The sequence below is a fragment of the Endozoicomonas sp. 4G genome (assembly GCF_023822025.1).
In the GTDB taxonomy this organism is placed as follows: domain Bacteria; phylum Pseudomonadota; class Gammaproteobacteria; order Pseudomonadales; family Endozoicomonadaceae; genus Endozoicomonas_A.
Map to the genome: position 1 here is coordinate 829,805 of NZ_CP082909.1, position 19,676 is coordinate 849,480.

Here is a 19,676-nt window from a genome sequence, read left to right on the forward strand (position 1 = left end):
GGATTCCGTTGTGAATGAAGAAGCCAAGATGAATGAAGGTGAAGAACTTGATGATATGCTTCTTGAGTTCTTTGGCAAGGGTGGAACCTTCAAGGACCTGAAGAATATGAGTGACGATGCCATGGAGGCTATATACAGCGTCGCTTATAACCTTTATCAGGGAGGAAAGTACGAAGAGGCACAAAAGGTCTTTCAGTTTCTCTGCTTCTACGATCACTTCAATCGAAAATACTTTATGGGGCTCGGTGCCTGTCAGCAAATGATGAAGCAGTATGAAAATGCTATTGAAATCTTCACTTTTGCTACTGTGCTGGATGCCGACGATCCCAGACCTATGATCTACATCGGCGACTGTCATCTGGCGATGGGTGACAATGAAAAAGCAAAAATGTCTTACGAGACAGCCATTGAGTGGACTGGAAACGCGGCTGCTTATGAGGAAGAAAAACAGAGAGCCGAAAGTATGCTGGATAACCTGAGCAGTTAAGGGAAGAGGTGAAAGGATGTCTTCAATCGGTCAGGGACCTGTCCCTACAGAACAAACCGGAAATATTCATCAGGCTTCTTTTAATGGCGTTGATGCCGTTGATAATGAAGAAAATCCGGTTCAACGGGGTTTTAGTCACCAGAACAGTTACTCAAGAACGGAAGGTGGAGAAGCTCCGAAAGCACAGATCAATGCGCCTGTCCTGGATGCGCCATCGGCTAATGCTGAGTCCGACAAAGCGACTTCAGAAGTATTGAAGCATCAGGAAGGGCAGGCAACAGACAAGTCGGGAAAAAGCCCCAAAACGCTTGGTGAGGTGGTTCAGGAACACAGGAACCTTCCCATCAGAAAGCAGACAGACCATCTTCAGGCTAAGCGTACTGAACTTGAAAAGATGGGCTTTAGTAAATCCCAAATTGATGGGATGTTGTCTGTAGCTGATCCCAATGATTCGAAAAACACTCTTGCCCCGATGCATTCTGCTTCTGCCCGATTCCAGGACATGGACGCCCGGGGGGGCGATCCCAAGCTGAATACACTGTTTGATACTTTTGAAGACGTTATGGTTCGTTTTTCTGCCATCAGAGAAATCCCGGACGATCTCAAAGCAGAGCTGACCAAGGATCTTGATACGTTCACCAAAGCTGCTTTCAATGCTGAGAAGCCTTTGGATATTGATAGTGCTACCACGATGCTGGTGCAGATTCAGTCAAAACTGCAGAACGAACGACTCCGGTTTGATCAGGAAAGTATCAAGATAGGTCAAGTCGCTGCCGGGCAGCGCAGTAACAATATCATCGATAAAATCCGTGAATCCATTGCCAAGGTCGAAGAATCGAAAAAATCCCAAATGGTAGGGAAAGTTTTCAATTATATCGGGCTGTTCTTCATGGTGGTTGCTTCCATCGCAGTGGCTGCTGCGGGACTTCTTACCGGTGGTGCGTTAAGTATTGTTGCTGCAAGTCTGATGGTTGCGGCGACAGGTCTTATGATCACCATGACGGTTTCATCAGAAACCGACAACTTCATGATGAAAATTTTTGACGGCCTTGCCAGTGACGAAGAAGGTGAGAAAGGTGCCAAAATTGGTGCCACGGTCTTTTGGGCGACGATTATGATCGCACTTACCGCAGGCGCAGCTGTCGCAGGTGGCGCTATCGGTGCAGGTGGAACCGCTGCCAGTACCGCTTCATCGAGTGCCGCAACAGGTTCTTCAACGGGGGCAACGGTGACGGCGACAGGCGCTAACACGGCGGCAGCCTCATCAGCGGCTGTAGCAAAAAATGTTGCGATCCTGAACCGAGTAGGACAAACCGCCCAGTGGATAGGGGGAGCCGGTCAGATAGCTTCCGGTGGTGCTGATATCGGAACCTCGGTTTACAAATACCAGGCAGACCAATTCAAAGCAGAAGCGCTTGATGAAAAAGCTGAAATGGTCAGGATCCAGAAGGCCATCGATGATGCTATGGAAGGTTTGGAAAAGGCTATCGAAGAACTCCAGAATGGCTACTCCACAGCCGCCAGCATCATTAAAGCAAATCATGAAACCAAGACAACACTTGCGCGCAACCTGCGTGCCTGAGTCTCAAGGAGGTAGATTATGTCACAGGTAGGACAGACAGGCGCGTCGCAAAATACGCCGGTGGACTATAGTTCTCAAGCACCCGCATTGGGTGGCACAGCCCCCTTGGATGAAGTGGGTCGTGGAGATCTCGATGGCGAGAACCTTCGATATTCCCGTGAAGCCAAAGGCACCGAGGTTCTGAAAGGTCAACAGAACAGGGCACCAGAGCTTGATAAACCCGGTGAGGTCAAGCCTACCCATCTTGAAACAGCCAGTTCTGACGTCAACGACATCAGTAAGTTTACTCAGTCGTCTATTGAAAATACTAAAAAGCTGGCGGAAGGTTTGCGCACTGGCAACCTCAATCCGGAACAACAACAGCAGCTGAAAAGAAACACCGAACTTTTGAAAGGCAGTGCTGGCCTCTTAGGTAACCTTCATGGTCATAATCTCGGAACGGCTGAGGGTAAGAGAAGTGTTCTTGCCGGAATGGGCTTTAATCAGAGCCAGCTTGATGCCCTGATGTCACTGGCGGATCCCGATGATGAGGGTAACTCTCTGGCATCTATGCATGGCGGTCAATCAGCCTTACAGGGTAAAAAAGATGCTCTGAAATCCATGGGTTTCAGTGAGAGTCAGGTGGATGCCTTGCTGTCACTGGCGGATCCTGATGATGAAGGCAATTCATTGATGTCAACTCACCAGGCCGGGTCCGGGAAACATAAATCGGCGCTTGCCTCTCAAGGGTTCAGCAATGCCCAGACACAACGTTTGACCGCTCTGTTGAACGGCCAGACATTTGGTACTGAACAACAAAAAGAACTGCTGAAGCAGATGGGTTTCAGTGATGCAGAAGCCGATGTACTGCTGGCAGCAGCAGACCCTCAATCGTTGAAAACACAAGGTAATCTTGCCCGAACAACCGATGCTAATCAGCTGGCCCATCTGCAAGAGATGGCCAAGGCGGCCAACATTCTATCAACAGGCAGTCCGATAGGGGACAGAGTGCTGCAACAGCTGGTGGATATTTTTACCGTGTTTGAACTCCTTCACGAGATGAGTATTCAGGGCCGAAGAACCGCCAGGGAAACCAGGGCTGTTGAGTATGACGCAGCCAAACAGGAAGTTCTGAACCAGGCCGACGAAATCAGAAGCGCTGCCGCATGGGCCTTGGGAGCCGGTATCGCCGGCGGTGTTGCGAAAATAGGTGCAGGTTCCGTGGCAATATTCGGAGCGCGGGGAGGCGGTTCCGCCGCTGAGCAGTCTATCAGGATGCAGCTGGCTACCCAGAGGGCTCAGATAGTAGGAGGTTTCGGTGACATTGCTTCTGCGAGCCTTAACTATCAGTCTTCAAAGCATCAGGCTCTGCAGAAAGAGCACGAAGCCTACCAGAAAACCCATGAAAACTCGGCTCAGAGTTCATCTGAGTGGATGCAGTTACACCAGGACATGGTGAAGACCGTACAAAGTAAAATGGACGAAATTATCAGAACCTGGTTCGAGACGCTGAAAACCACTACAAGGGGCTAAACAGAGACGTTCAGGCTCTGAGGATTTCCGTCTTCGACATGCAGGAGGCATGACATGACTATTCCACTCGACAGGGCCGGTAGTGCATCAGCGCCATCGTTTCTGGAGAGTAACCAGAACGTTGCAGGTAACCAGGGAGCCAAAGGCAAGGTTGCCGGGCAGGAGGTTCGGGTCAAAACTGATGCTGCTTCTGCACTGCAAAATGCAGAAGAGATGTCCATGGTCGCCGACCGCTTCAAGCAAACCAAACTTAAAGACAGAAAACTCTCCAGTGGTTCAGAACTTTCTGACAAGCTGCTTGAGCGTATCAAGAAAATACAGGCTATTCAGGAAACCCAGGCATTTAAGGATCTGGCTAATAATTTCAGTAATCAAACCAACCTCAACCCCAACCAGGTTCTAAAGCAGGCTCAGGAATTTTCAGACGACGTGCTTGAGCAATTTGCAGCACTGGATTTTGCTGCAGACTATTTTGAAGCGCAGGGAGACGAAGACAAAGCCAGGCAAATTCGAACTGCTCAGCAAAGCATCAGGGAAAAGAACCCGACACTGATCCAGGCGGGTCTCAATATCTCTGAGCCAGCAGCTAAGATGATCGAAGAAATGGGCTTTGATGTTGATGTTCGCACAGTCCGGGAAAGCTATGCTGGCTTCATTGATTCAGCGAAGACAGACCATGTGCGAGATGACCGTTCACTCGTGCAAACGTATCGCTACCTGGTAGAAACCTATGGCGCAGAAAATCTCGAAGGAGCTATCCAGGGACAGCTGGATCTCCTTGCGACGGATTTGAACTGTACCACTCACTCCACTTCGCCGGTCAGATTGAAAGTCATCATTGATGATATGAAAGGGTTGAAGATTCAATCAGGCGTTCATGATGCCTGCTGTGAAGCAGAAGAAAGACTGGAAAGAACATTCCCTGAAGAAAACGTCGCTCGATTTGTAATGATGGAAGGGATGCTGGAGCTTGTCGATCAGCAGTGGGTCACAGACTCTGAATTTGAGAAGATGCCAAAAGACATGAATCTGAAAGGGCTGCAGGCTCAGATTTTTGCTTTAACTGCCATCGTGGAAGTTGTCAGCTCCATTCCTGAAGAAGTATTTACCAATGATGAGACCAAACTGAATATGCTGTCTGCAGCAAAAGACAGTCTGGATACCAAAATTGAAGAGGAAGAGTCAGTGGCCATTGAAGAGGCTGATCTGGATGCTGTGCTGGATGATGATTTTCTGGGTGAGGTAACCGCCTCGCTGAATTTGCCACCGAGTAAAAAAGTTGAAACGCCTTTTTTTAATGCTGAGAAGGATAAAAAATCTCAGTAGCTACCATCAAAGACTCTATGGGTGATAACGGGCAGAAGCGCCTGTAAAAGCGGTTTAGCATGAGGGAAGCAAGCTATGGATTGGCGCGATGAAGTGGTTTCAGATATCGGTCGGGGAATGGGTGTTGAGGGACTCAGTTTCGGCGCATCCGGCGTGATCAGCATTGAGTTTGAATCTGAAAGAACCCTGTATCTGGAAACACAGGAAGAGGGCGTTCTTATCTACATGGTTCAGGGCTTGTCTCGATTCGATGCCGCCAAAAGTCTGGTTCATGCCCTGAGAAAATGTCATTACACCCAGTCTCTTGTGCTGCCATTACAGGCAGGACTCAAGGGAGAGGAAGAACTGGTCTGGTTGATTTATCTCAATAATGAACAGTTCTCCCGCCCAACCGTTGAAAGTGCCATCGAAACCATAATGAGACAATCTGAGCAGCTTGCTGCTTAAGGCACCACAGGCTGGCAGGCCGGGCCTGCTGAAAACGTAACCCACTCAAGAGGTCTGTACTATGGCCGAAAATATTATCAACTCAAAAGGCCTGACAGAGAAAGCGCTTGAATCTGCCGAAACCTTTGCTGCTCCAGAGAAAGTGGATGCAGGTGCAGCAGATAAATTTGGCAGCTTGCTTTCAGGTGATGCCGACGGACAGCAGGCAATACAAGCTGCTTCAGCGGTTGGGCAGCCAGAAGGGGAAGCCCTGACCCTGGGAGATAAGATTCTCAGGGGGATGCAGGGTTTAAAAGAGCATGTGGAAGCCGGTAAGGAGAATGTGGTTTCCAACCTGCAGCCTGGTGAAGCCATGACCATGCAGGACATGTTTAAAACCCAGATGGCCATGACCAACCTGATGGTCACCGAGGATTACATAGGGAAGATCGTCAGTAAGAGTACTCAGACGTTTGATACTCTGCTGCGAAATCAGTAATTCCTGATGGAGTCCTGAAGCAGGTGCACAGCTGTCTGGTTATTTTGAATCCAGAAATACAGCCGGAGTCACCCGTTCATGAGCAAGGGAACTGTGCACCGTACTCTAAAATACCTGGGAGTCATCTGCCTCAGCCTGCTGCTGTCGGGGTGTCAGGTGGAGCTCTATTCCGGCCTTTCTGAAAAGGAAGGCAATGATATGCTGGCCATCCTGCTCGATGGTGGCATACCCGCAGAAAAGCTTATCAATAAAGACAAGATGGTAACCCTGATGGTGCCATCAGAAGAAGTTTCACGTTCCATCAAGTTGCTCCGTGGCTATGGATATCCCAAGGAGAAGTATTCTTCCATTGGTGATATTTTTCCAAAAGATGGCCTGATCTCTTCACCCACTGAAGAGCGAGCCCGCTATACCTATTCCATGTCCCAGGAGCTTTCATCAACATTATCCATGATTGATGGCGTTATCACCGCTCGTGTCCATGTGGTTCTGCCTCAGGAGCAGGATTCTCTGAATGATGTCAATTACCCTTCCTCAGCTTCCGTCTTTATCAAGTACACACCGGAACTGGAGCTGGCGGGTTTCATTCCAAAGGTTAAAACACTGGTGTCTAATAGTATTGAAGGTTTGTCCCTGGATAAAATCACGGTTTCGCTCTTTCCTGCTACTCGCATTAATCAGGGAGGCAGTGCCGCCCCGAAAATGGAATCGGTATTTTTTGTTAAGGTAAATCCTGCTTCCGCCGGGGCTCTGAGGGGGGTTGTCTATGGACTCTTGTTTCTCTTGATGGTGGCTCTTGCCGGTTGTGGGGCACTGTATTGGATGATGTTCATGAAGAAAGGCAAGAAAAAAGTCAGGAAAAGTTAATGAACGCAGAACAGCCACACCTTCAGGAAGATCCTCAATCAGAACTGTTTCAGTCCATTGCTGAATTTAATCTGTACCTGGTGCGCTTTATTCATCACAGCTGGTTGAAAACCATCAAGTTATCGCCTCTGGTCAAACAGCTGAGACAGGCCGGTCATGCAGATTACTATCTGTCTCATTTTTTATTAACAGAGTTCAAGCTGAACAATGACTATGATTACGACTTTGATGAAAAGCACAAAAGAGTAGCACTGGCTGACGAAGAAGCCCTTACAAAACTGGCTTTTTATCTGGGTATTATTTTAAACGAAAGTGTTATTCGAAATACCCTTCGCAAGCAGGAAAGGATGTTGTTAAAGAAAACGCTGGGTGAGGACGGGTTTCGTTTTGCCGTTAAAAAGGCGCAGTTTTTCAGTCGCATCAGAAGCGACCAGGGGCCCAGTTTTTTAATTGACTGGGATCATCTGGATCGTTTTAAGCGTTATCTTCTGCAATCCGGTTTTCAGGTGCTCGGAAGGGCTTTCTCAGACAGTTCACCGGCCTTTACCAAAAGGCTGGAACTAAAGCTGCCAGTTTCGTTTCGTGATGATCTCCAGAGTTCAGAGAAGTCCGGTCTGGATATCAGACAGTGCAAGACACTGGTCGTTAAAGCACATAAAGAGGTGAATAGAGAATGGCGTCACCTGTTGGTCTGACCTCTGGGCAGTTGATGATTGACCCGTCAGCGAAAGTCCTGAAATCACAAGATTATGCCGACTATCTTGAGTCTGAAGAAATCATCAGGAAAGCCCGGGATCATGCCAGAGAAATACTGGAGCAGTCTCGTCAGGCCTACGAGAAGGAAAAGCAGAGAGGTTTTGAAGAAGGGTTAGCAGAAAGCAAAGTGGACCAGGCTGAGCAGATGCTTAAGGTTGTCAGTCGAACCATAAACTATCTCTCTGAGGTGGAGAAAGCCCTGGCCGATATTTTAATGTCGGGGATTAAAAAAATTATCGGTGACTATGACCAGGAAGAGCTGGCCGTAAGTTTGGTCAAAAATGCACTACAGCACGTCAGAAATGAGAAGCAGGTCACCATTCGCATCCCGCCCAGCCAATTCAAGATGGTTAAGGCAAGACTCAATGAAATACTGGCAGAGTACAAAGGTGTAGGCTTTATAGATCTTGTGTCGGATGAGCGCCTGTCTACCGGTGACTGTATCATGGAGAGTGACATCGGGGTCGTTGACGCCAGTGTCGATCTGCAAATCAAGGCACTGCAAAAACGTTTTGAGAGAATTAACTCTGAAGCGGTAAACAATATAACCAACGACCACTCAATGTTTGATAAGCCTGAATGATCGTGGTTTTCACTTAAAAATATAAACGGCTATAGTCGTTTTTATATTGTCAGAGTAAGGCTGTGTTAAATACTCATATCTTTGAGATTTGACGTGGTTGCTTCGGATGCTCTTAGTGAGTACATTAAACTCATTGACTTATTAATGGGTTTGGCTGACCGCTGTGGAGGCATGAGCCAGAAGGGTTTTGAATAGAGCTATACTGATTTTCAAGGTAAGCATTGAGAATCCTTCTAACTGACAGTATCCAGACATTGTCCCATAATTTTCCTTTCCAACGATTCCACTTAACCCTGTCCGGTTTTGCTGAGGGCTGCTGCCAGACTGAAAGGCCGGACCTTCAGTAGAGGTTGGCATAATGCAGGTCATTAAGACCGATGTTGCAATTGTAGGTGCTGGTGGTACTGGCCTTCGTGCAGCGATAGCGGTTGCAGAAAAAGACCCGAACCTGAACATCGCGCTGCTTTCAAAAGTATACCCGATGCGCAGTCACACCGTGGCGGCAGAAGGGGGCTCAGCGGGTGTTATTCAGGATCATGACTCTTTTGAGAATCACTTCAAAGATACCGTTTCCGGTGGCGACTGGCTCTGTGACCAGGAAGCTGTGGATTATTTTGTTCAGAACTCCACTGAAGAAATGATTCGTCTGGAGCACTGGGGATGTCCCTGGAGCCGAAAGCCGGATGGTGATATTAACGTACGTCCATTTGGCGGTATGAAGATTGAGAGAACCTGGTTTGCTGCTGACAAGTCCGGTTTCCACATGCTGCATACGCTTTACCAGACATCTGTCAAATATCCCGCTATTGAGCGCTTTGACGAGTACTTTGCTACCGACCTGATTGTTGAGGATGGCCGTGCCCAGGGCGTAGTGGCCATTGAAGTTAAAACCGGTGAGCCAAAGGTTTTCCTGGCTAAGACGGTGATTCTGGCAACCGGTGGTTCTGGTCGTGTATTCCGCTTCAACACCAATGGCGCTATTGTCACCGGTGATGGCCATGGCATGGCGATGAGAGCCGGTGCACCACTGAGAGATATGGAGTTTGTTCAATACCACCCAACCGGTCTGCCCGGTTCAGGTATTCTGATGACCGAAGGTTGTCGAGGCGAAGGTGGCATTTTGCTTAATAAGCATGGCTACCGCTATTTGCAGGATTACGGTCTGGGACCTGAGACCCCCGTAGGTCAGCCAAAGAACAAATATATGGAACTGGGCCCCCGTGACAAGCTCTCTCAGGCTTTCTGGCATGAGCAGCGTAAAGGCAACACCATTGAAACCCCGCTGGGTGATGCTGTGTTGCTGGATCTTCGCCACCTGGGTGAAAAGAAACTGATGGAGCGCCTGCCCCTGATCTGCTCACTGGCTAAAAACTATGTGGGTGTTGATCCGGTTCGTCAGCCTGTTCCGGTACGTCCTGCAGTGCATTACACCATGGGTGGGATCCGTACTGATATTCACTGTGCCTCTGATATTCCCGGCCTCTACGCTGCGGGTGAATGCGCCAGTGTTGGTATGCACGGTGCTAACCGTCTGGGCTCAAACTCGCTGGCAGAAACGGTGGTATTCGGTGCAGTAGCCGGTGAGAAAGCGGCAGAGTTTGCTCAGCAGGCGGTGATGTCTGACGAGAAAAAACTGTTGGATCAGGCGAAAATGCATCTGGCCAGCATCGAACATCTGCGCAATGCCCAGGGCACTGAAAAAGCTTCTCACATTCGTCATGAGATGGTGAAAACCATGGAGCGCTGCTTTGGTATCTATCGAATCGGCGAAGAGATGCAGGAAGGGGTCGACAAGATTGCAGAACTTCGTGAGCGCTTCCGTAACGTGCAGGTTGAAGACCGCAGCAAGGCTTTCAACACTGAACTGTTGCAGGCTTTTGAACTGCAAAGCTCACTGGCTGTCGCTGAAACCATGGCAGTAGGCGCCCTGAATCGTAAGGAGTCTCGTGGTGCACATCAGCGTATTGATGGCTTTGAAAAACGTGACGACGAGCAGTTCCTGAAACACACCCTGGCTTACTATAACGGTGACTCAGCCCCCCGTTTGGATTATCAGGACGTCAATATTACCCGTTATCAGCCAGAAGAGCGTGTTTACGGCGCAGCGGCTGAGAAAAGCGATTCAAAGTGACGGGAGCGCTGGAAATGAGTAACAAAACCATCAACATCGAGATTCTGAGATACAACCCGGAAAGCGATGACAAGCCTGGCTATGGCACCTTTGAGGTACCTTTTCTTGAAGAGTGGTCCATGCTGGATGCCCTTGAGTACATCAAGGATGAACTGGACTCTTCCCTGGCCTATCGCTGGTCCTGTCGTATGGCTGTTTGCGGCAGCTGTGGCATGGTCATTAATGGCACGCCCAAACTGGGTTGTGAGACCTTCCTGAGGGATTACCAAGGCACGATCAAGGTCGAGCCTTTGGCGAACTTCCCGATTGAGCGTGACCTGGTGGTGGATGCAGAAGACTTCATCAACAAACTGGAGTCTGTTAAACCCTACATCATTAACGCAATGGAAAAACCGGTGGCAGAAGGTGTGACCAGACAGACACCCGAAGAGCTGAGTCTGTACAAGCAGTTTTCCAGCTGCATCAACTGTATGCTTTGCTATTCAGCCTGCCCGCAAATGGGAATTAATCCGTTGTTTGCAGGTCCGGCGGTTATCGCACTGGGACACCGTTATAATCTGGATACGCGGGATGACGGTTATGATGAGCGTACCGAAGTGATTCAAGGTAAGAACGGTGTCTGGTCCTGTACCTTTGTCGGCTATTGCTCAGAAGTCTGCCCAAAGAGTGTCGATCCGGCTGCTGCCATTAACCAGAACAAGTTGCAGGGGGCTCAGGACTGGGCTTTGTCTTTCCTGATGCCGCGTAAAGGAGGTCAGTCATGAGTCGTCGTCCTTATGTTCGTCCCATGAAGCGCACCTGGTATAAGGATCATCCTTTTTACCGTACTTATATGATCAGGGAAGCGACCTGTGTATTTGACGCGCTTTACAGCATTAACCTGTTCTTCGGTATTCTTCAGCTGACCCGGGGTGAAGACGCCTGGGAGAGCTGGTTGTCTTTCCAGGCTAACCCTCTGATGATTCTGTTCACGGTTGTGACGCTGGGGATGACCTTGTTTCATGCCGTCACCTATTTTGGTATGACACCGCGGGTATTGCCTCAACAGATTCGCAAGAAGGTGGCTGATACGGTGGTCAATAAACTGATGTATGCAGGTCTGGCAGGTGTTTCTGTCATTATTTTCGCTGCTACAGTGCTGTTTTGAGGGAGAAGGTCATGAGTCAGAAAAGACACATCGAGCCGTTGCTGTGGAGCTTGTTCGGTGCTGGTGGAACGACCATCGCCTTCTTTTTCCCGGCTGTGATTTTGGTGATCCTGGCGGTATCTCTGGGTGTGATTCCCGACGATGCATTGTCGTATGAAAGAATGTCAGATTTCTTTCTGAATAACCTGGTTGGACAGCTGCTGCTTCTAGTCGCGCTGGTGCCTTCTTACTGGGCCTGCATCCACCGGATTTACCACGGTCTGCATGATTTGGGTTTTCATCCGGGGGGTGGGCTGAAAGTACTGCTTTACGGGGCCACTTTGGTTTTGAGTGTGGTGACTGTGGTGTTGGTGCTGTTCTGATTTAACAAATTTTCAGATCAAAAAAAGCCGTCAGACTGTGTTTGACGGCTTTTTTTCTCTAACTGTCGCTGAAAGCGGACATTTCAATGCGCATCTGACGAAGCTGCTGCTCCAGGGCTTTTTGCTGATCAGGCATCAGTTCACCTTCCTGTAACTTCAATCCCAGTTGGTTGGCTATCTGGCTTAAATAAGAAAGGCATTGCTTTTCCATAAGTTTGACCATCTCCGGAAGAAGGTCCTGTCCCAGCCTGCTGTTACTGAGGTATTCATCAGCTTTGACGGTGGCAATCATTCTGACCGGGCTTTCTGAGGTTCCCGGTTGGGTCATATAGCCACTGATTTGTTCAAATTGCTCTTCCGGTGAAACGTCCGAAACCACCAGTTTACTGACAATATCGTTAGCGGTAAGCTGGCCAGCGACATCTACTAACAGTTTTTTGGCTTCCTCTGGCTGATCTTTGGGCAGGATTGAAATCAGCTTGTTGAGTTGATTGAGGTCCTTGATGAAGCGTTCCATGGACGTTTGGGCTCCGACTAAATCACCTTCTTTAAAAAACTTCAGCATCATGCCCAAGTGTTCAGGCGCCAGTTTGCCTTCCGAAGGCGCTGTTTTGACACCCCTTGAGAGAATCGACCTCTTCGCTGGCCCTGACTGAGGCCTTTCTGATGAAAGGTATTTCTTCGCTTCTGTCGATCCGTTGCCTTTATCAACAGACGGTTGGTTGGGGTCAAACTGTGTTTGGGGGAGCGGTTGTCCTGAGCCATCAATCTTTGACATAGTACCATTCCATGGTTTTTTGCCGGAAAAGACGCCTGAAAGGGCAAGCATCTTTGCTGGTATTGCTGCCTGATTTGCAGGCGGGGCGGTATAATGATCATCTTCTGAAAGAATAGCTCTTTTTAACGTGGAAATGCAGTATTCATTCAGGAATGAATTCCCGGTTTTTCTTAATGGCAGACGAACAGGCAAACTCTTCTATGATTGACTCGTTACCCAAAGCAGAGCTCCATCTGCATATCGAAGGCACTCTGGAGCCCGAACTGATGTTTTCTCTGGCTGAAAGAAATGCCATCAGCCTGCCTTACCAAAGCGTTGAAGAGGTCCGGGCGGCCTATCAGTTTTCCAGTCTGCAATCCTTTCTGGATATTTATTATGCCGGTGCCAAGGTTCTTCAGACTGAGCAGGATTTCTACGATTTGACCTGGGCGTACCTGGAGCGCTGTCAAAAGGACAATGTGGTTCATACCGAGATTTTCTTTGATCCACAGACCCACACTGACAGAGGTATTTCCTTCGGCACGGTATTTGAGGGCATCGACGCCGCACTTCAGGATGGCAAAAAGCAGCTGGGTATCAGCAGTCATATCATTATGTGTTTTCTTCGTCATTTGAGTGCCGAGGACGCAATGAACACGTTTGCAATGTCCAAACCCTGGCATCACAGAATGATTGGCGTCGGTCTGGACTCTTCAGAGCAGGGAAACCCTCCCCGGAAGTTTACTGAGGTCTTTGAAAAAGCCAGGCAAGCGGGGTTGAAGGCCGTTGCTCATGCGGGAGAAGAAGGTCCGGCAGAGTACATCTGGGAGGCTTTGAAGGAACTGAAAGTATTGCGGGTTGACCATGGTGTTCGATGTTTGGACGACGATCGTCTGGTTCAGTACCTGGTTGAGAACCGTATTCCTCTGACAGTTTGTCCACTTTCGAACGTCAAGTTGTGTGTATTTGACAGTCTGTCAGACCATAATCTAAAACAGATGTTGGACAGAGGCCTCTGTGTCACCGTTAATTCTGATGATCCTTCCTACTTTGGCGGTTATATCAACGACAATTTTCGTGCGACGCAGACAGCGTTAGGTTTGGACAATCAGGCTGTTTATCAATTGCTTCGAAACAGCTTTAATGCCAGTTTTCTTGAGCATTCAGAGCGAGCCCGGCATCTGGCTCGTCTGGATACTCTCTATCAGGAGTTAAGTGATGACTAAAACGGTGGTGGTTACTGGAGCAAACCGGGGTCTGGGTCTGGAGTATTGCAGGCAGTTTTTGGAAAAAGGTTACAAAGTCTACGCCTGTTGTCGGGCACCGGAGTCGGCAGAGGATTTGCTCAAGTTGAAGCAGCAAAACAGCGAAAAGCTGGAAACCGTGCCTCTGGATGTCACCCAGCCTGCACAGAGAATGAATCTGAAGCATTCGTTGCAGGGGGAGCAGGTTGACCTATTGATCAATAATGCCGGGGTCGCTGGTTCTCGATTAAAATTTGGCGAGGTGGAGTCTGAAGAATGGCATAAGGTTCTGGAGATCAATACCATTGCACCGGTTTTGCTGGCGCAGGAGCTGTTTGAACTGATGCCCCGGGGGTCCAAGATTGTTTTGATGACCAGTAAAATGGGGAGTATTGCTGATAACACCAGCGGTGGGAGCTACCTGTACCGTTCCTCAAAAGCGGCATTAAATGCGGTTGGCAAGAGCATGGCCCACGATCTGTCGGACAAGGGAATCAGTGTAGCTATTTGTCATCCCGGTTGGGTTCTGACGGAAATGGGCGGGCCCAATGCCTTGATTGACACCCAAACCTCTATCAAAGGCCTGATTGAGGTGATTGAGCAGCTTGGGCCGGAAAATACCGGGCAGTTCTTTAATTACGACGGTGCCCTGATTCCCTGGTAAGAGTTCGACACTGCCTTTTCGGGCAGTGTCAGTAAACTTAATACGTTCGTGTACTCCAGTCTCCTTTGTCCAGAACAGGCCCCATATCCCAGCCGTTGGATGCCCCCTTCTGGTCTTCGAGTGTGACAATAATCTTCGCTTTGGAAAGCCTTTCTGCCCATCCCCTGGGCAGGGTCATCTCTTTTGTACCGGACTCAGGCAGCATTCCCAGAGAAATGGGCTCAACACCATCCACCACCAGCCAGAGTTCACAGGCTTTTCCCTCGGGGATGGAATAAGGCTGAACGGTGTCCATGACCAGTTTCTTGCTGTCCAGAGAGGCGTTGAGAATCCAGCCGGGGCTTTTTTCCTGATTATTGACGACATAAACGTATTCCATGCCGGTCGGATTGACTGACTGGAAGTTTGCCATAACCACGATAAGGGTCAGGGCAACAGAGGCAAAAGCAGAGCCTTGCCAGAATTTCAGGCTGCACCAGAAGGATTCTTTTTTGCGGGTGGCTTTCTCAATGTTTTTCCAGATATGTTTTGGAGGCTCGACAGGAGGCAGCGTCTCGTTCAGAACATCCAGATGCTCTCGCCATTCTTGTACTTCACGCTGAGTATCCTGGCTTACCGCCATTAATTCTTCAAATTGAGTTTTTTCATCAGGTGTCAGCAAGCCGAGCACATAGTCTGCTGCGGCCTGATTTCTTTCATCAGGATGGCTCAGGTCTAAGCGGTCATGCATTCCTTCAACCTCATCAGTCCACGTCGAATCCATGTTTTTACTGTACCAATAGGAACTTGCAGCTGGTTGGAAAGATTCTGATGAGTCATGCCATCAAAATAACTGAGTTCCAGGCAGCGTCTCTGGTTATCGTTCAAGGTTTTCAGGCAGCGGTGGACTTCCTGGCTATTTTGCCTGTCAGTGATTATTTGCTCCTGGCTGGAACCCTGATCGACCTGATGGTCAAGCGCTTCCATTTCCATCCGGGGTTCCCGGTTCAGTTTTCGCAAATGGTCCAGTGCCTGATTTCTGGCAATGGTGTTCATCCAGGTCATGGGAGCGGCCTTACTGCTGTTATAGCTGGATGATGCCTGCCAGATCTTGATATAAACCTGCTGAAGACAGTCCTCAGCAATCTCCCGGTCTTTCACTATACGCAGGATCACGGCAAAGAGTTTCGCCGAAGTCAGCTGATAGAGATGCTTTAAGGCTTTTTGTTCCCCCCGGGTACACCTGGCCAGGTCTTCAGCAAGGCTCTGGGGAGACGGTGTTGATATTGGCTTGGACGTCAGACTCATTCCAGTGATTCTGTTAATGGGTAAAGCAGGATACTCTACCGGATAAATCACTCCCGTCACACAGCTATAAGTTTTTGATGGCTTCGGAAACTTTGCGGTAGCAGGCTTTTATATCAGAGAGTAATGATTCGATCTTGTCATTTTCAGCGTGTTTACCGGCTGCTTCGAGCTCATCACTCAGCTGTATCAGCTGGCTGGCGCCCACCATCATAAATGAGCCTTTGATTCGGTGGGCCAGGCTGGCGATCTCGTGGTGCATCTGCTTTTCAACCGCTTTGTCCAGAGACTTCAGGTCGTCTTCTGTGGTGTTGAGGAATTCATTCAGAAGTGTCTGCATCAGAGGTGCATCGTCTTCGGTGAGTTGTTGCAGGTTCCCAAGGTCGATCAATGGAGACTCCTTGATATCTGGATCGGTTGTCAGGGCGCTTATTCAGGCTCCTAGCCCTCTTTCAGTTCTTTAGATATTTCCCGAGCTTTTTCCATGGCCTTGTTAAATCCGTTCTTGAAAAGATTTTCCCTGATCTGCCTCTGAAGCTCTTCCGGGCTGATCATGCCGTCTTCTGCTTCACTGGCTTCACCTTCTTTGGTTTCTGCCTGTTTTTTGAGATCAGCAAAGCGCTCAGCTTCAGCGGCATCAATGGGTTGCACGGGTTGGGTTGGGTCAACTTGTTGACCACGGTTGGAAGGCTGGATGGGATCAGCATCATGGTTAGTGATCATAGTTCTCTCCCTGGGTTGGTCAGTTTGATGAGCGGTAATGTCTATGCTTATTTATATCGCCCACAACCATACTTAATTGTAGATAAACAGCTCAGGGACAAAATGGAAGTTGTTCTATCGGTCATGGATTGTTATTTCCAATCTACGTAAGAACAGGGGGTGACACCTTAAAGCCCTCCATAGCTTCGCCGACAACTGGAATTAGTTAGGTTTGGAGAATGTTATGAGTGGCCAACATTTCACATTGACCATCAGTCAAAGCACTACCGACGCAGGTGATTTTGCCATCCACATGAAAGAGGAAGGAAAATCCGAGCAACTTCTTGTCCATCTTCGATTTATGGACTTACCCATGCTGGATGAAAAGTACCTGGATGATGTAGTTGGCGTTCTGGCTCGAAAACTTGCCAAACGCGTCATTGAATGGCGTGTAGCACCGGATGTTAACCCCGACACCATGCCCGATGCACAGGATGAGGCGAGAGCCGTTGTCGATGCCGTGCTGGATAAAATGAAAAAAGGGCAGTAACTGCCCTGATGCCTCTCTTTAGCCATACACGATTTTGCCGATTGAATACCTGATGAATTGATCATGTCGGGCAATGGATATGCGCTTTGATCTGGGTAACGGATATTGTGTTAGAAGCTTTCTGTACGGTGATGCGTCATCGCTTTCACGTCATGGTAACAACTGGAATGTCGCCAAAAATCTCAGGGACAGTTTTCCACATCCTTACACGATAGAACATGCCAGGGCATGGATTCAGCATGTTAAGGAAAATGAGGCTGACACCCGTTTCGTGATTGACTTCGAAGGGGAAGCCATTGGCGAGATCGGCTTTGTAACCCAACTGGATGTCCATCGTTTTACGGCTGAAATCGGCTATTGGTTATCTGAATCCCATTGGGGAAAAGGGGTAATGACTCAAGCACTCAGCCGGGTTACCCAGTATGCCATGGACGAAATGGGTCTTGTTCGTATTTATGCCGATGTTGTTGATTACAATAAGGGGTCTGGAAAAGTACTCGAAAAGTGCGGTTTTCAACTCGAAGGGACCTTGAGAAAACATATTTTCAAAGGTGATGATTACTTTGATCAATACGTTTACGGTCTGATTCGCTCTGACGTTCAATAATCTTTCTTTACTTTCCTCCTCGACTTTCCTCTCCTTCTTTGCACACCAGACAGCCTTTCCCATAAAGAGAACAGGCTGTCATTTATCAACATTGATCAGAGTGATATACGACCCAGGGGTTGTACTGTGATTTCTTCCGTCAGTTCCTGGTGGGATAATACCGCCAGATCATAAACTTCCAGCTCCAGAAGCTTTCTGACGTATCGACGAATATCCATGGATGTGATCAGGACAGGCTTGTGTTCAAGGTGGCCAATTTTGCCCACTGTGTTTTTGACATTCTCAACAAAGCGGGCAGATTGGGATGGATCAAGAGCCAGGTAGCTGCCCGCCGATGTCTGTCGGATGCCTCCACGAATGGTATCTTCAACATCCTGATCAAGAAGGTAGACAGGCAGCATGTTTTTACCATTGGAATACTTGTAACTGATGTATCGCTTCAATGATGAGCGGACATATTCTGTTAATTGAACCACTTCTTTTTCTTTATGACCCCAGACGACCAGCGCCTGAAGTATGGATCTCAGGTTTCTGATCGAGATGTCCTCGGAGACCAGTCGCTGAAATATTTCAGTGATTTTATTCACGGGTAAAAGACGCTGGACTTCCTTGATCAGTTCGCCAAAAGAAGATTCCATTTTTTCCAGAAGGTAGCGAGTCTCCTGGATACCGATAAATTCTTCTGCGTATTTTTTCAGTACGTGAGCCAGATGGAAGGTCAGGATTTTTGGGGCATCCATGTAATTAACGTTATTTTTTTCCAGCCTTTCTTTCTGGCTTTCTTCTGCCCAGAGCGTATCAAGGCTGGGCAGAAAGTCCTCTTCCTGTTCATAGGGGATCTTCAGCATTTCCAGGTGGTCAATGGTTTCACGAACGAACACATAACCGGGCCTGAAATGGCCACTAGCCACAGGAACTTCCTGAAGCATGATGGAGTAAGTGTTATCCGCCATGGAGTCATTAAAGCGAAGGTGGATACCCGGGAAGGGAACCCCAAGATCCATGTACAGAGCTTTTCGAACTTTCAGAAGTTCGTCGTTAAGCATCTGAGTGTTCAATGTTTCCTGAATGGAAGTGGGAACATCAATAATAAGCGGCAGAGTTTGGGTAAACTCTTCCTGCTGATCCAACCTGGATTTAGCATCTCCGGCTGTTTCAGTGGCAGCGGCCATGGCCGGAATCCCGCCTTCGGCTTCCTGAGCCATCTCACGGCTGGCCTTTCTCAACAGGTAGTAGCCACCCCCGCCAATCATCAGTGCCAGCATCAGAAATATAAAAGTAGGGAAACCGGGAATCAGTGCGAAACCAAGCAGCAGAACACCACCCACCAGCAGTGCCTTGGGCTTGTCAAGCAGTTGTCCACCAATTTCGTTACCCAGGTCTTTGGAATCTTCGTTGGATACCCTGGTAACGATAATACCGGAGGTGATAGAGATCAGCAGAGCCGGTATCTGAGAAATCAGACCGTCACCCACCGTCAGGATGGCATAAAGCTGCAATGCCTCACCTGCCGTCATATCGTTCATCGTAGTACCAATGGCGACACCGGCGGTGATGTTCACAAAGATAATAATCAGACCTGCGATGGCATCGCCTTTTACGAATTTCATGGCGCCGTCCATGGACCCGTACATCTGACTTTCTTTTTGAACCAGTTCCCGACGTTTTTGTGCCTCTTCCATTTCGATGGAACCGGCACGAAGGTCAGCGTCGATACTCATCTGTTTACCGGGCATACCGTCCAGGGAGAAACGGGCGCTGACTTCTGCAACCCTTTCAGAACCCTTGGTGATGACAAGAAACTGAACAATAGTAATGATCAGAAAGATCACAATACCGACAATAAGGTTGCCGCCCACCACGAAATTACCGAAGGTATAGACGATTTCACCGGCATCAGCCTGAAGAAGAATGAGTCGGGTGGTAGTGATGGATAGCGCCAGCCTGAAAAGGGTGGTTACCAGAAGCACCGCTGGAAACGAAGAGAATTCCAACGGCGATAACAGATAGATAGACGTCATCATCAAGATGAAAGAGAGCCCCATATTGAGGGCGATTAGAAAGTCCACCAGAACGGTGGGCATGGGCAATATGATGAGGCTGACGATGGCTACCAGCATAGCTGCCAGCATCAGGTCATTTCTTTGGCCCAGTTTATTAAGCCCTGCGATGACAGGATTCATGCTTTAT

General features: G+C 48.7%; 23 protein-coding genes. 17 read left to right on the forward strand and 6 right to left on the reverse strand.

Annotation, left to right across the window (positions count from 1 at the left end; all coding sequences use genetic code 11):
- Positions 1-10 precede the first annotated feature (10 nt).
- The 13 genes from K7B67_RS03125 (at position 11) to frdD (ending at position 11,678) form a co-directional block, all read left to right on the forward strand.
- Complete coding sequence (locus K7B67_RS03125; protein WP_252178922.1) at positions 11-487, forward strand: SycD/LcrH family type III secretion system chaperone; 477 nt, start codon at positions 11-13, stop codon at positions 485-487.
- A gap of 253 nt (positions 488-740) precedes the next feature.
- On the forward strand, positions 741-2,069 hold the full coding sequence (gene sctE / locus K7B67_RS03130; protein WP_252178923.1) for a type III secretion system translocon subunit SctE: 1,329 nt from the start codon (positions 741-743) through the stop codon (positions 2,067-2,069).
- A gap of 18 nt (positions 2,070-2,087) precedes the next feature.
- Complete coding sequence (locus K7B67_RS03135) at positions 2,088-3,581, forward strand: hypothetical protein (protein WP_252178924.1); 1,494 nt, start codon at positions 2,088-2,090, stop codon at positions 3,579-3,581.
- A 54-nt stretch (positions 3,582-3,635) separates the two neighbouring features.
- Positions 3,636-4,907 carry a TyeA family type III secretion system gatekeeper subunit gene (locus K7B67_RS03140; RefSeq protein ID WP_252178925.1) on the forward strand — a complete coding sequence of 424 codons (1,272 nt, stop codon included), beginning with the start codon at positions 3,636-3,638 and terminating at the stop codon, positions 4,905-4,907.
- 75 nt (positions 4,908-4,982) lie between these two features.
- On the forward strand, positions 4,983-5,354 hold the full coding sequence (gene sycN / locus K7B67_RS03145) for a type III secretion chaperone SycN (RefSeq protein ID WP_252178926.1): 372 nt from the start codon (positions 4,983-4,985) through the stop codon (positions 5,352-5,354).
- Positions 5,355-5,415: 61 nt separating this feature from the next.
- Complete coding sequence (locus tag K7B67_RS03150; protein WP_252178927.1) at positions 5,416-5,832, forward strand: EscI/YscI/HrpB family type III secretion system inner rod protein; 417 nt, start codon at positions 5,416-5,418, stop codon at positions 5,830-5,832.
- Between the two features lie 78 nt (positions 5,833-5,910).
- Positions 5,911-6,699 (forward strand): type III secretion inner membrane ring lipoprotein SctJ, encoded by a 789-nt coding sequence (gene sctJ / locus K7B67_RS03155; RefSeq protein ID WP_252178928.1) that lies wholly within the window; start codon positions 5,911-5,913, stop codon positions 6,697-6,699.
- Positions 6,699-7,394, forward strand: coding sequence for a SctK family type III secretion system sorting platform protein (locus tag K7B67_RS03160; RefSeq protein ID WP_252178929.1), 696 nt, complete (start codon positions 6,699-6,701; stop codon positions 7,392-7,394). The genes sctJ and K7B67_RS03160 overlap by 1 nt, the downstream gene beginning before the upstream one ends.
- A complete protein-coding gene (locus K7B67_RS03165) occupies positions 7,373-8,038 on the forward strand; it encodes an HrpE/YscL family type III secretion apparatus protein (RefSeq protein WP_252178930.1) in 666 nt (221 codons plus the stop codon). The genes K7B67_RS03160 and K7B67_RS03165 overlap by 22 nt, the downstream gene beginning before the upstream one ends.
- Positions 8,039-8,396: 358 nt before the next feature.
- Positions 8,397-10,169, forward strand: coding sequence for a fumarate reductase (quinol) flavoprotein subunit (gene frdA, locus K7B67_RS03170; protein WP_252178931.1), 1,773 nt, complete (start codon positions 8,397-8,399; stop codon positions 10,167-10,169).
- 14 nt (positions 10,170-10,183) lie between these two features.
- Complete coding sequence (locus tag K7B67_RS03175) at positions 10,184-10,933, forward strand: succinate dehydrogenase/fumarate reductase iron-sulfur subunit (protein WP_252178932.1); 750 nt, start codon at positions 10,184-10,186, stop codon at positions 10,931-10,933.
- Entirely contained in the window at positions 10,930-11,316 is a 387-nt protein-coding gene (locus K7B67_RS03180; protein WP_252178933.1) for a hypothetical protein, read from the forward strand. The genes K7B67_RS03175 and K7B67_RS03180 overlap by 4 nt, the downstream gene beginning before the upstream one ends.
- An 11-nt stretch (positions 11,317-11,327) precedes the next feature.
- Positions 11,328-11,678: a fumarate reductase subunit FrdD gene (gene frdD / locus K7B67_RS03185; protein WP_252178934.1), complete on the forward strand. Its 351-nt coding sequence runs from the start codon at positions 11,328-11,330 to the stop codon at positions 11,676-11,678.
- A gap of 58 nt (positions 11,679-11,736) precedes the next feature.
- Here frdD and K7B67_RS03190 read toward each other — a convergent pair whose 3' ends face one another.
- The gene (locus K7B67_RS03190; protein ID WP_252178935.1) at positions 11,737-12,648 is read right to left on the reverse strand and encodes a hypothetical protein; all 912 of its coding nucleotides are present in this window, start codon (positions 12,646-12,648) and stop codon (positions 11,737-11,739) included.
- A gap of 8 nt (positions 12,649-12,656) precedes the next feature.
- Between K7B67_RS03190 and K7B67_RS03195 the strand changes: the two genes are divergently transcribed.
- Positions 12,657-13,661 (forward strand): adenosine deaminase, encoded by a 1,005-nt coding sequence (locus tag K7B67_RS03195; protein WP_252178936.1) that lies wholly within the window; start codon positions 12,657-12,659, stop codon positions 13,659-13,661.
- Positions 13,654-14,343 carry an SDR family oxidoreductase gene (locus tag K7B67_RS03200; protein ID WP_252178937.1) on the forward strand — a complete coding sequence of 230 codons (690 nt, stop codon included), beginning with the start codon at positions 13,654-13,656 and terminating at the stop codon, positions 14,341-14,343. The genes K7B67_RS03195 and K7B67_RS03200 overlap by 8 nt, the downstream gene beginning before the upstream one ends.
- A gap of 37 nt (positions 14,344-14,380) precedes the next feature.
- Here K7B67_RS03200 and K7B67_RS03205 read toward each other — a convergent pair whose 3' ends face one another.
- From K7B67_RS03205 to K7B67_RS03220, 4 genes are all read right to left on the reverse strand, one after another.
- Positions 14,381-15,073: an anti-sigma factor gene (locus tag K7B67_RS03205; RefSeq protein WP_252178938.1), complete on the reverse strand. Its 693-nt coding sequence runs from the start codon at positions 15,071-15,073 to the stop codon at positions 14,381-14,383.
- Positions 15,058-15,630: a sigma-70 family RNA polymerase sigma factor gene (locus K7B67_RS03210; RefSeq protein ID WP_252178939.1), complete on the reverse strand. Its 573-nt coding sequence runs from the start codon at positions 15,628-15,630 to the stop codon at positions 15,058-15,060. Before K7B67_RS03210 ends, K7B67_RS03205 begins: the two co-directional genes overlap by 16 nt.
- A gap of 64 nt (positions 15,631-15,694) precedes the next feature.
- Complete coding sequence (locus K7B67_RS03215) at positions 15,695-16,018, reverse strand: Hpt domain-containing protein (protein ID WP_252178940.1); 324 nt, start codon at positions 16,016-16,018, stop codon at positions 15,695-15,697.
- Positions 16,019-16,068: 50 nt separating this feature from the next.
- The gene (locus K7B67_RS03220; RefSeq protein WP_252178941.1) at positions 16,069-16,350 is read right to left on the reverse strand and encodes a hypothetical protein; all 282 of its coding nucleotides are present in this window, start codon (positions 16,348-16,350) and stop codon (positions 16,069-16,071) included.
- Positions 16,351-16,573: 223 nt separating this feature from the next.
- Here K7B67_RS03220 and K7B67_RS03225 point away from each other — a divergent pair, with 223 nt between their 5' ends.
- On the forward strand, positions 16,574-16,879 hold the full coding sequence (locus K7B67_RS03225; protein ID WP_252178942.1) for a hypothetical protein: 306 nt from the start codon (positions 16,574-16,576) through the stop codon (positions 16,877-16,879).
- A 79-nt stretch (positions 16,880-16,958) separates the two neighbouring features.
- Complete coding sequence (locus K7B67_RS03230; protein ID WP_252178943.1) at positions 16,959-17,486, forward strand: GNAT family protein; 528 nt, start codon at positions 16,959-16,961, stop codon at positions 17,484-17,486.
- Between the two features lie 95 nt (positions 17,487-17,581).
- Here the strand turns inward: K7B67_RS03230 and sctV are convergent, their stop codons facing one another.
- Positions 17,582-19,669 carry a type III secretion system export apparatus subunit SctV gene (gene sctV, locus K7B67_RS03235; RefSeq protein WP_252178944.1) on the reverse strand — a complete coding sequence of 696 codons (2,088 nt, stop codon included), beginning with the start codon at positions 19,667-19,669 and terminating at the stop codon, positions 17,582-17,584.
- Positions 19,670-19,676 lie beyond the last annotated feature (7 nt).

Excerpts from the sequence above, each read along its gene's own strand:
- K7B67_RS03135 (WP_252178924.1), top strand. The coding sequence starts at position 2,088 with ATGTCACAGGTAGGACAGACAGGCGCGTCGCAAAATACGCCGGTGGAC.
- K7B67_RS03140 (WP_252178925.1), top strand. The coding sequence starts at position 3,636 with ATGACTATTCCACTCGACAGGGCCGGTAGTGCATCAGCGCCATCGTTT.
- sycN (WP_252178926.1), top strand. The coding sequence starts at position 4,983 with ATGGATTGGCGCGATGAAGTGGTTTCAGATATCGGTCGGGGAATGGGT.
- K7B67_RS03150 (WP_252178927.1), top strand. The coding sequence starts at position 5,416 with ATGGCCGAAAATATTATCAACTCAAAAGGCCTGACAGAGAAAGCGCTT.
- sctJ (WP_252178928.1), top strand. The coding sequence starts at position 5,911 with ATGAGCAAGGGAACTGTGCACCGTACTCTAAAATACCTGGGAGTCATC.
- K7B67_RS03160 (WP_252178929.1), top strand. The coding sequence starts at position 6,699 with ATGAACGCAGAACAGCCACACCTTCAGGAAGATCCTCAATCAGAACTG.
- K7B67_RS03165 (WP_252178930.1), top strand. The coding sequence starts at position 7,373 with ATGGCGTCACCTGTTGGTCTGACCTCTGGGCAGTTGATGATTGACCCG.
- frdA (WP_252178931.1), top strand. The coding sequence starts at position 8,397 with ATGCAGGTCATTAAGACCGATGTTGCAATTGTAGGTGCTGGTGGTACT.
- K7B67_RS03175 (WP_252178932.1), top strand. The coding sequence starts at position 10,184 with ATGAGTAACAAAACCATCAACATCGAGATTCTGAGATACAACCCGGAA.
- K7B67_RS03180 (WP_252178933.1), top strand. The coding sequence starts at position 10,930 with ATGAGTCGTCGTCCTTATGTTCGTCCCATGAAGCGCACCTGGTATAAG.
- frdD (WP_252178934.1), top strand. The coding sequence starts at position 11,328 with ATGAGTCAGAAAAGACACATCGAGCCGTTGCTGTGGAGCTTGTTCGGT.
- K7B67_RS03195 (WP_252178936.1), top strand. The coding sequence starts at position 12,657 with ATGATTGACTCGTTACCCAAAGCAGAGCTCCATCTGCATATCGAAGGC.
- K7B67_RS03200 (WP_252178937.1), top strand. The coding sequence starts at position 13,654 with ATGACTAAAACGGTGGTGGTTACTGGAGCAAACCGGGGTCTGGGTCTG.
- K7B67_RS03205 (WP_252178938.1), bottom strand. The coding sequence starts at position 15,073 with ATGCATGACCGCTTAGACCTGAGCCATCCTGATGAAAGAAATCAGGCC.
- K7B67_RS03210 (WP_252178939.1), bottom strand. The coding sequence starts at position 15,630 with ATGAGTCTGACGTCCAAGCCAATATCAACACCGTCTCCCCAGAGCCTT.
- K7B67_RS03220 (WP_252178941.1), bottom strand. The coding sequence starts at position 16,350 with ATGATCACTAACCATGATGCTGATCCCATCCAGCCTTCCAACCGTGGT.
- K7B67_RS03225 (WP_252178942.1), top strand. The coding sequence starts at position 16,574 with ATGAGTGGCCAACATTTCACATTGACCATCAGTCAAAGCACTACCGAC.
- K7B67_RS03230 (WP_252178943.1), top strand. The coding sequence starts at position 16,959 with ATGCGCTTTGATCTGGGTAACGGATATTGTGTTAGAAGCTTTCTGTAC.
- sctV (WP_252178944.1), bottom strand. The coding sequence starts at position 19,669 with ATGAATCCTGTCATCGCAGGGCTTAATAAACTGGGCCAAAGAAATGAC.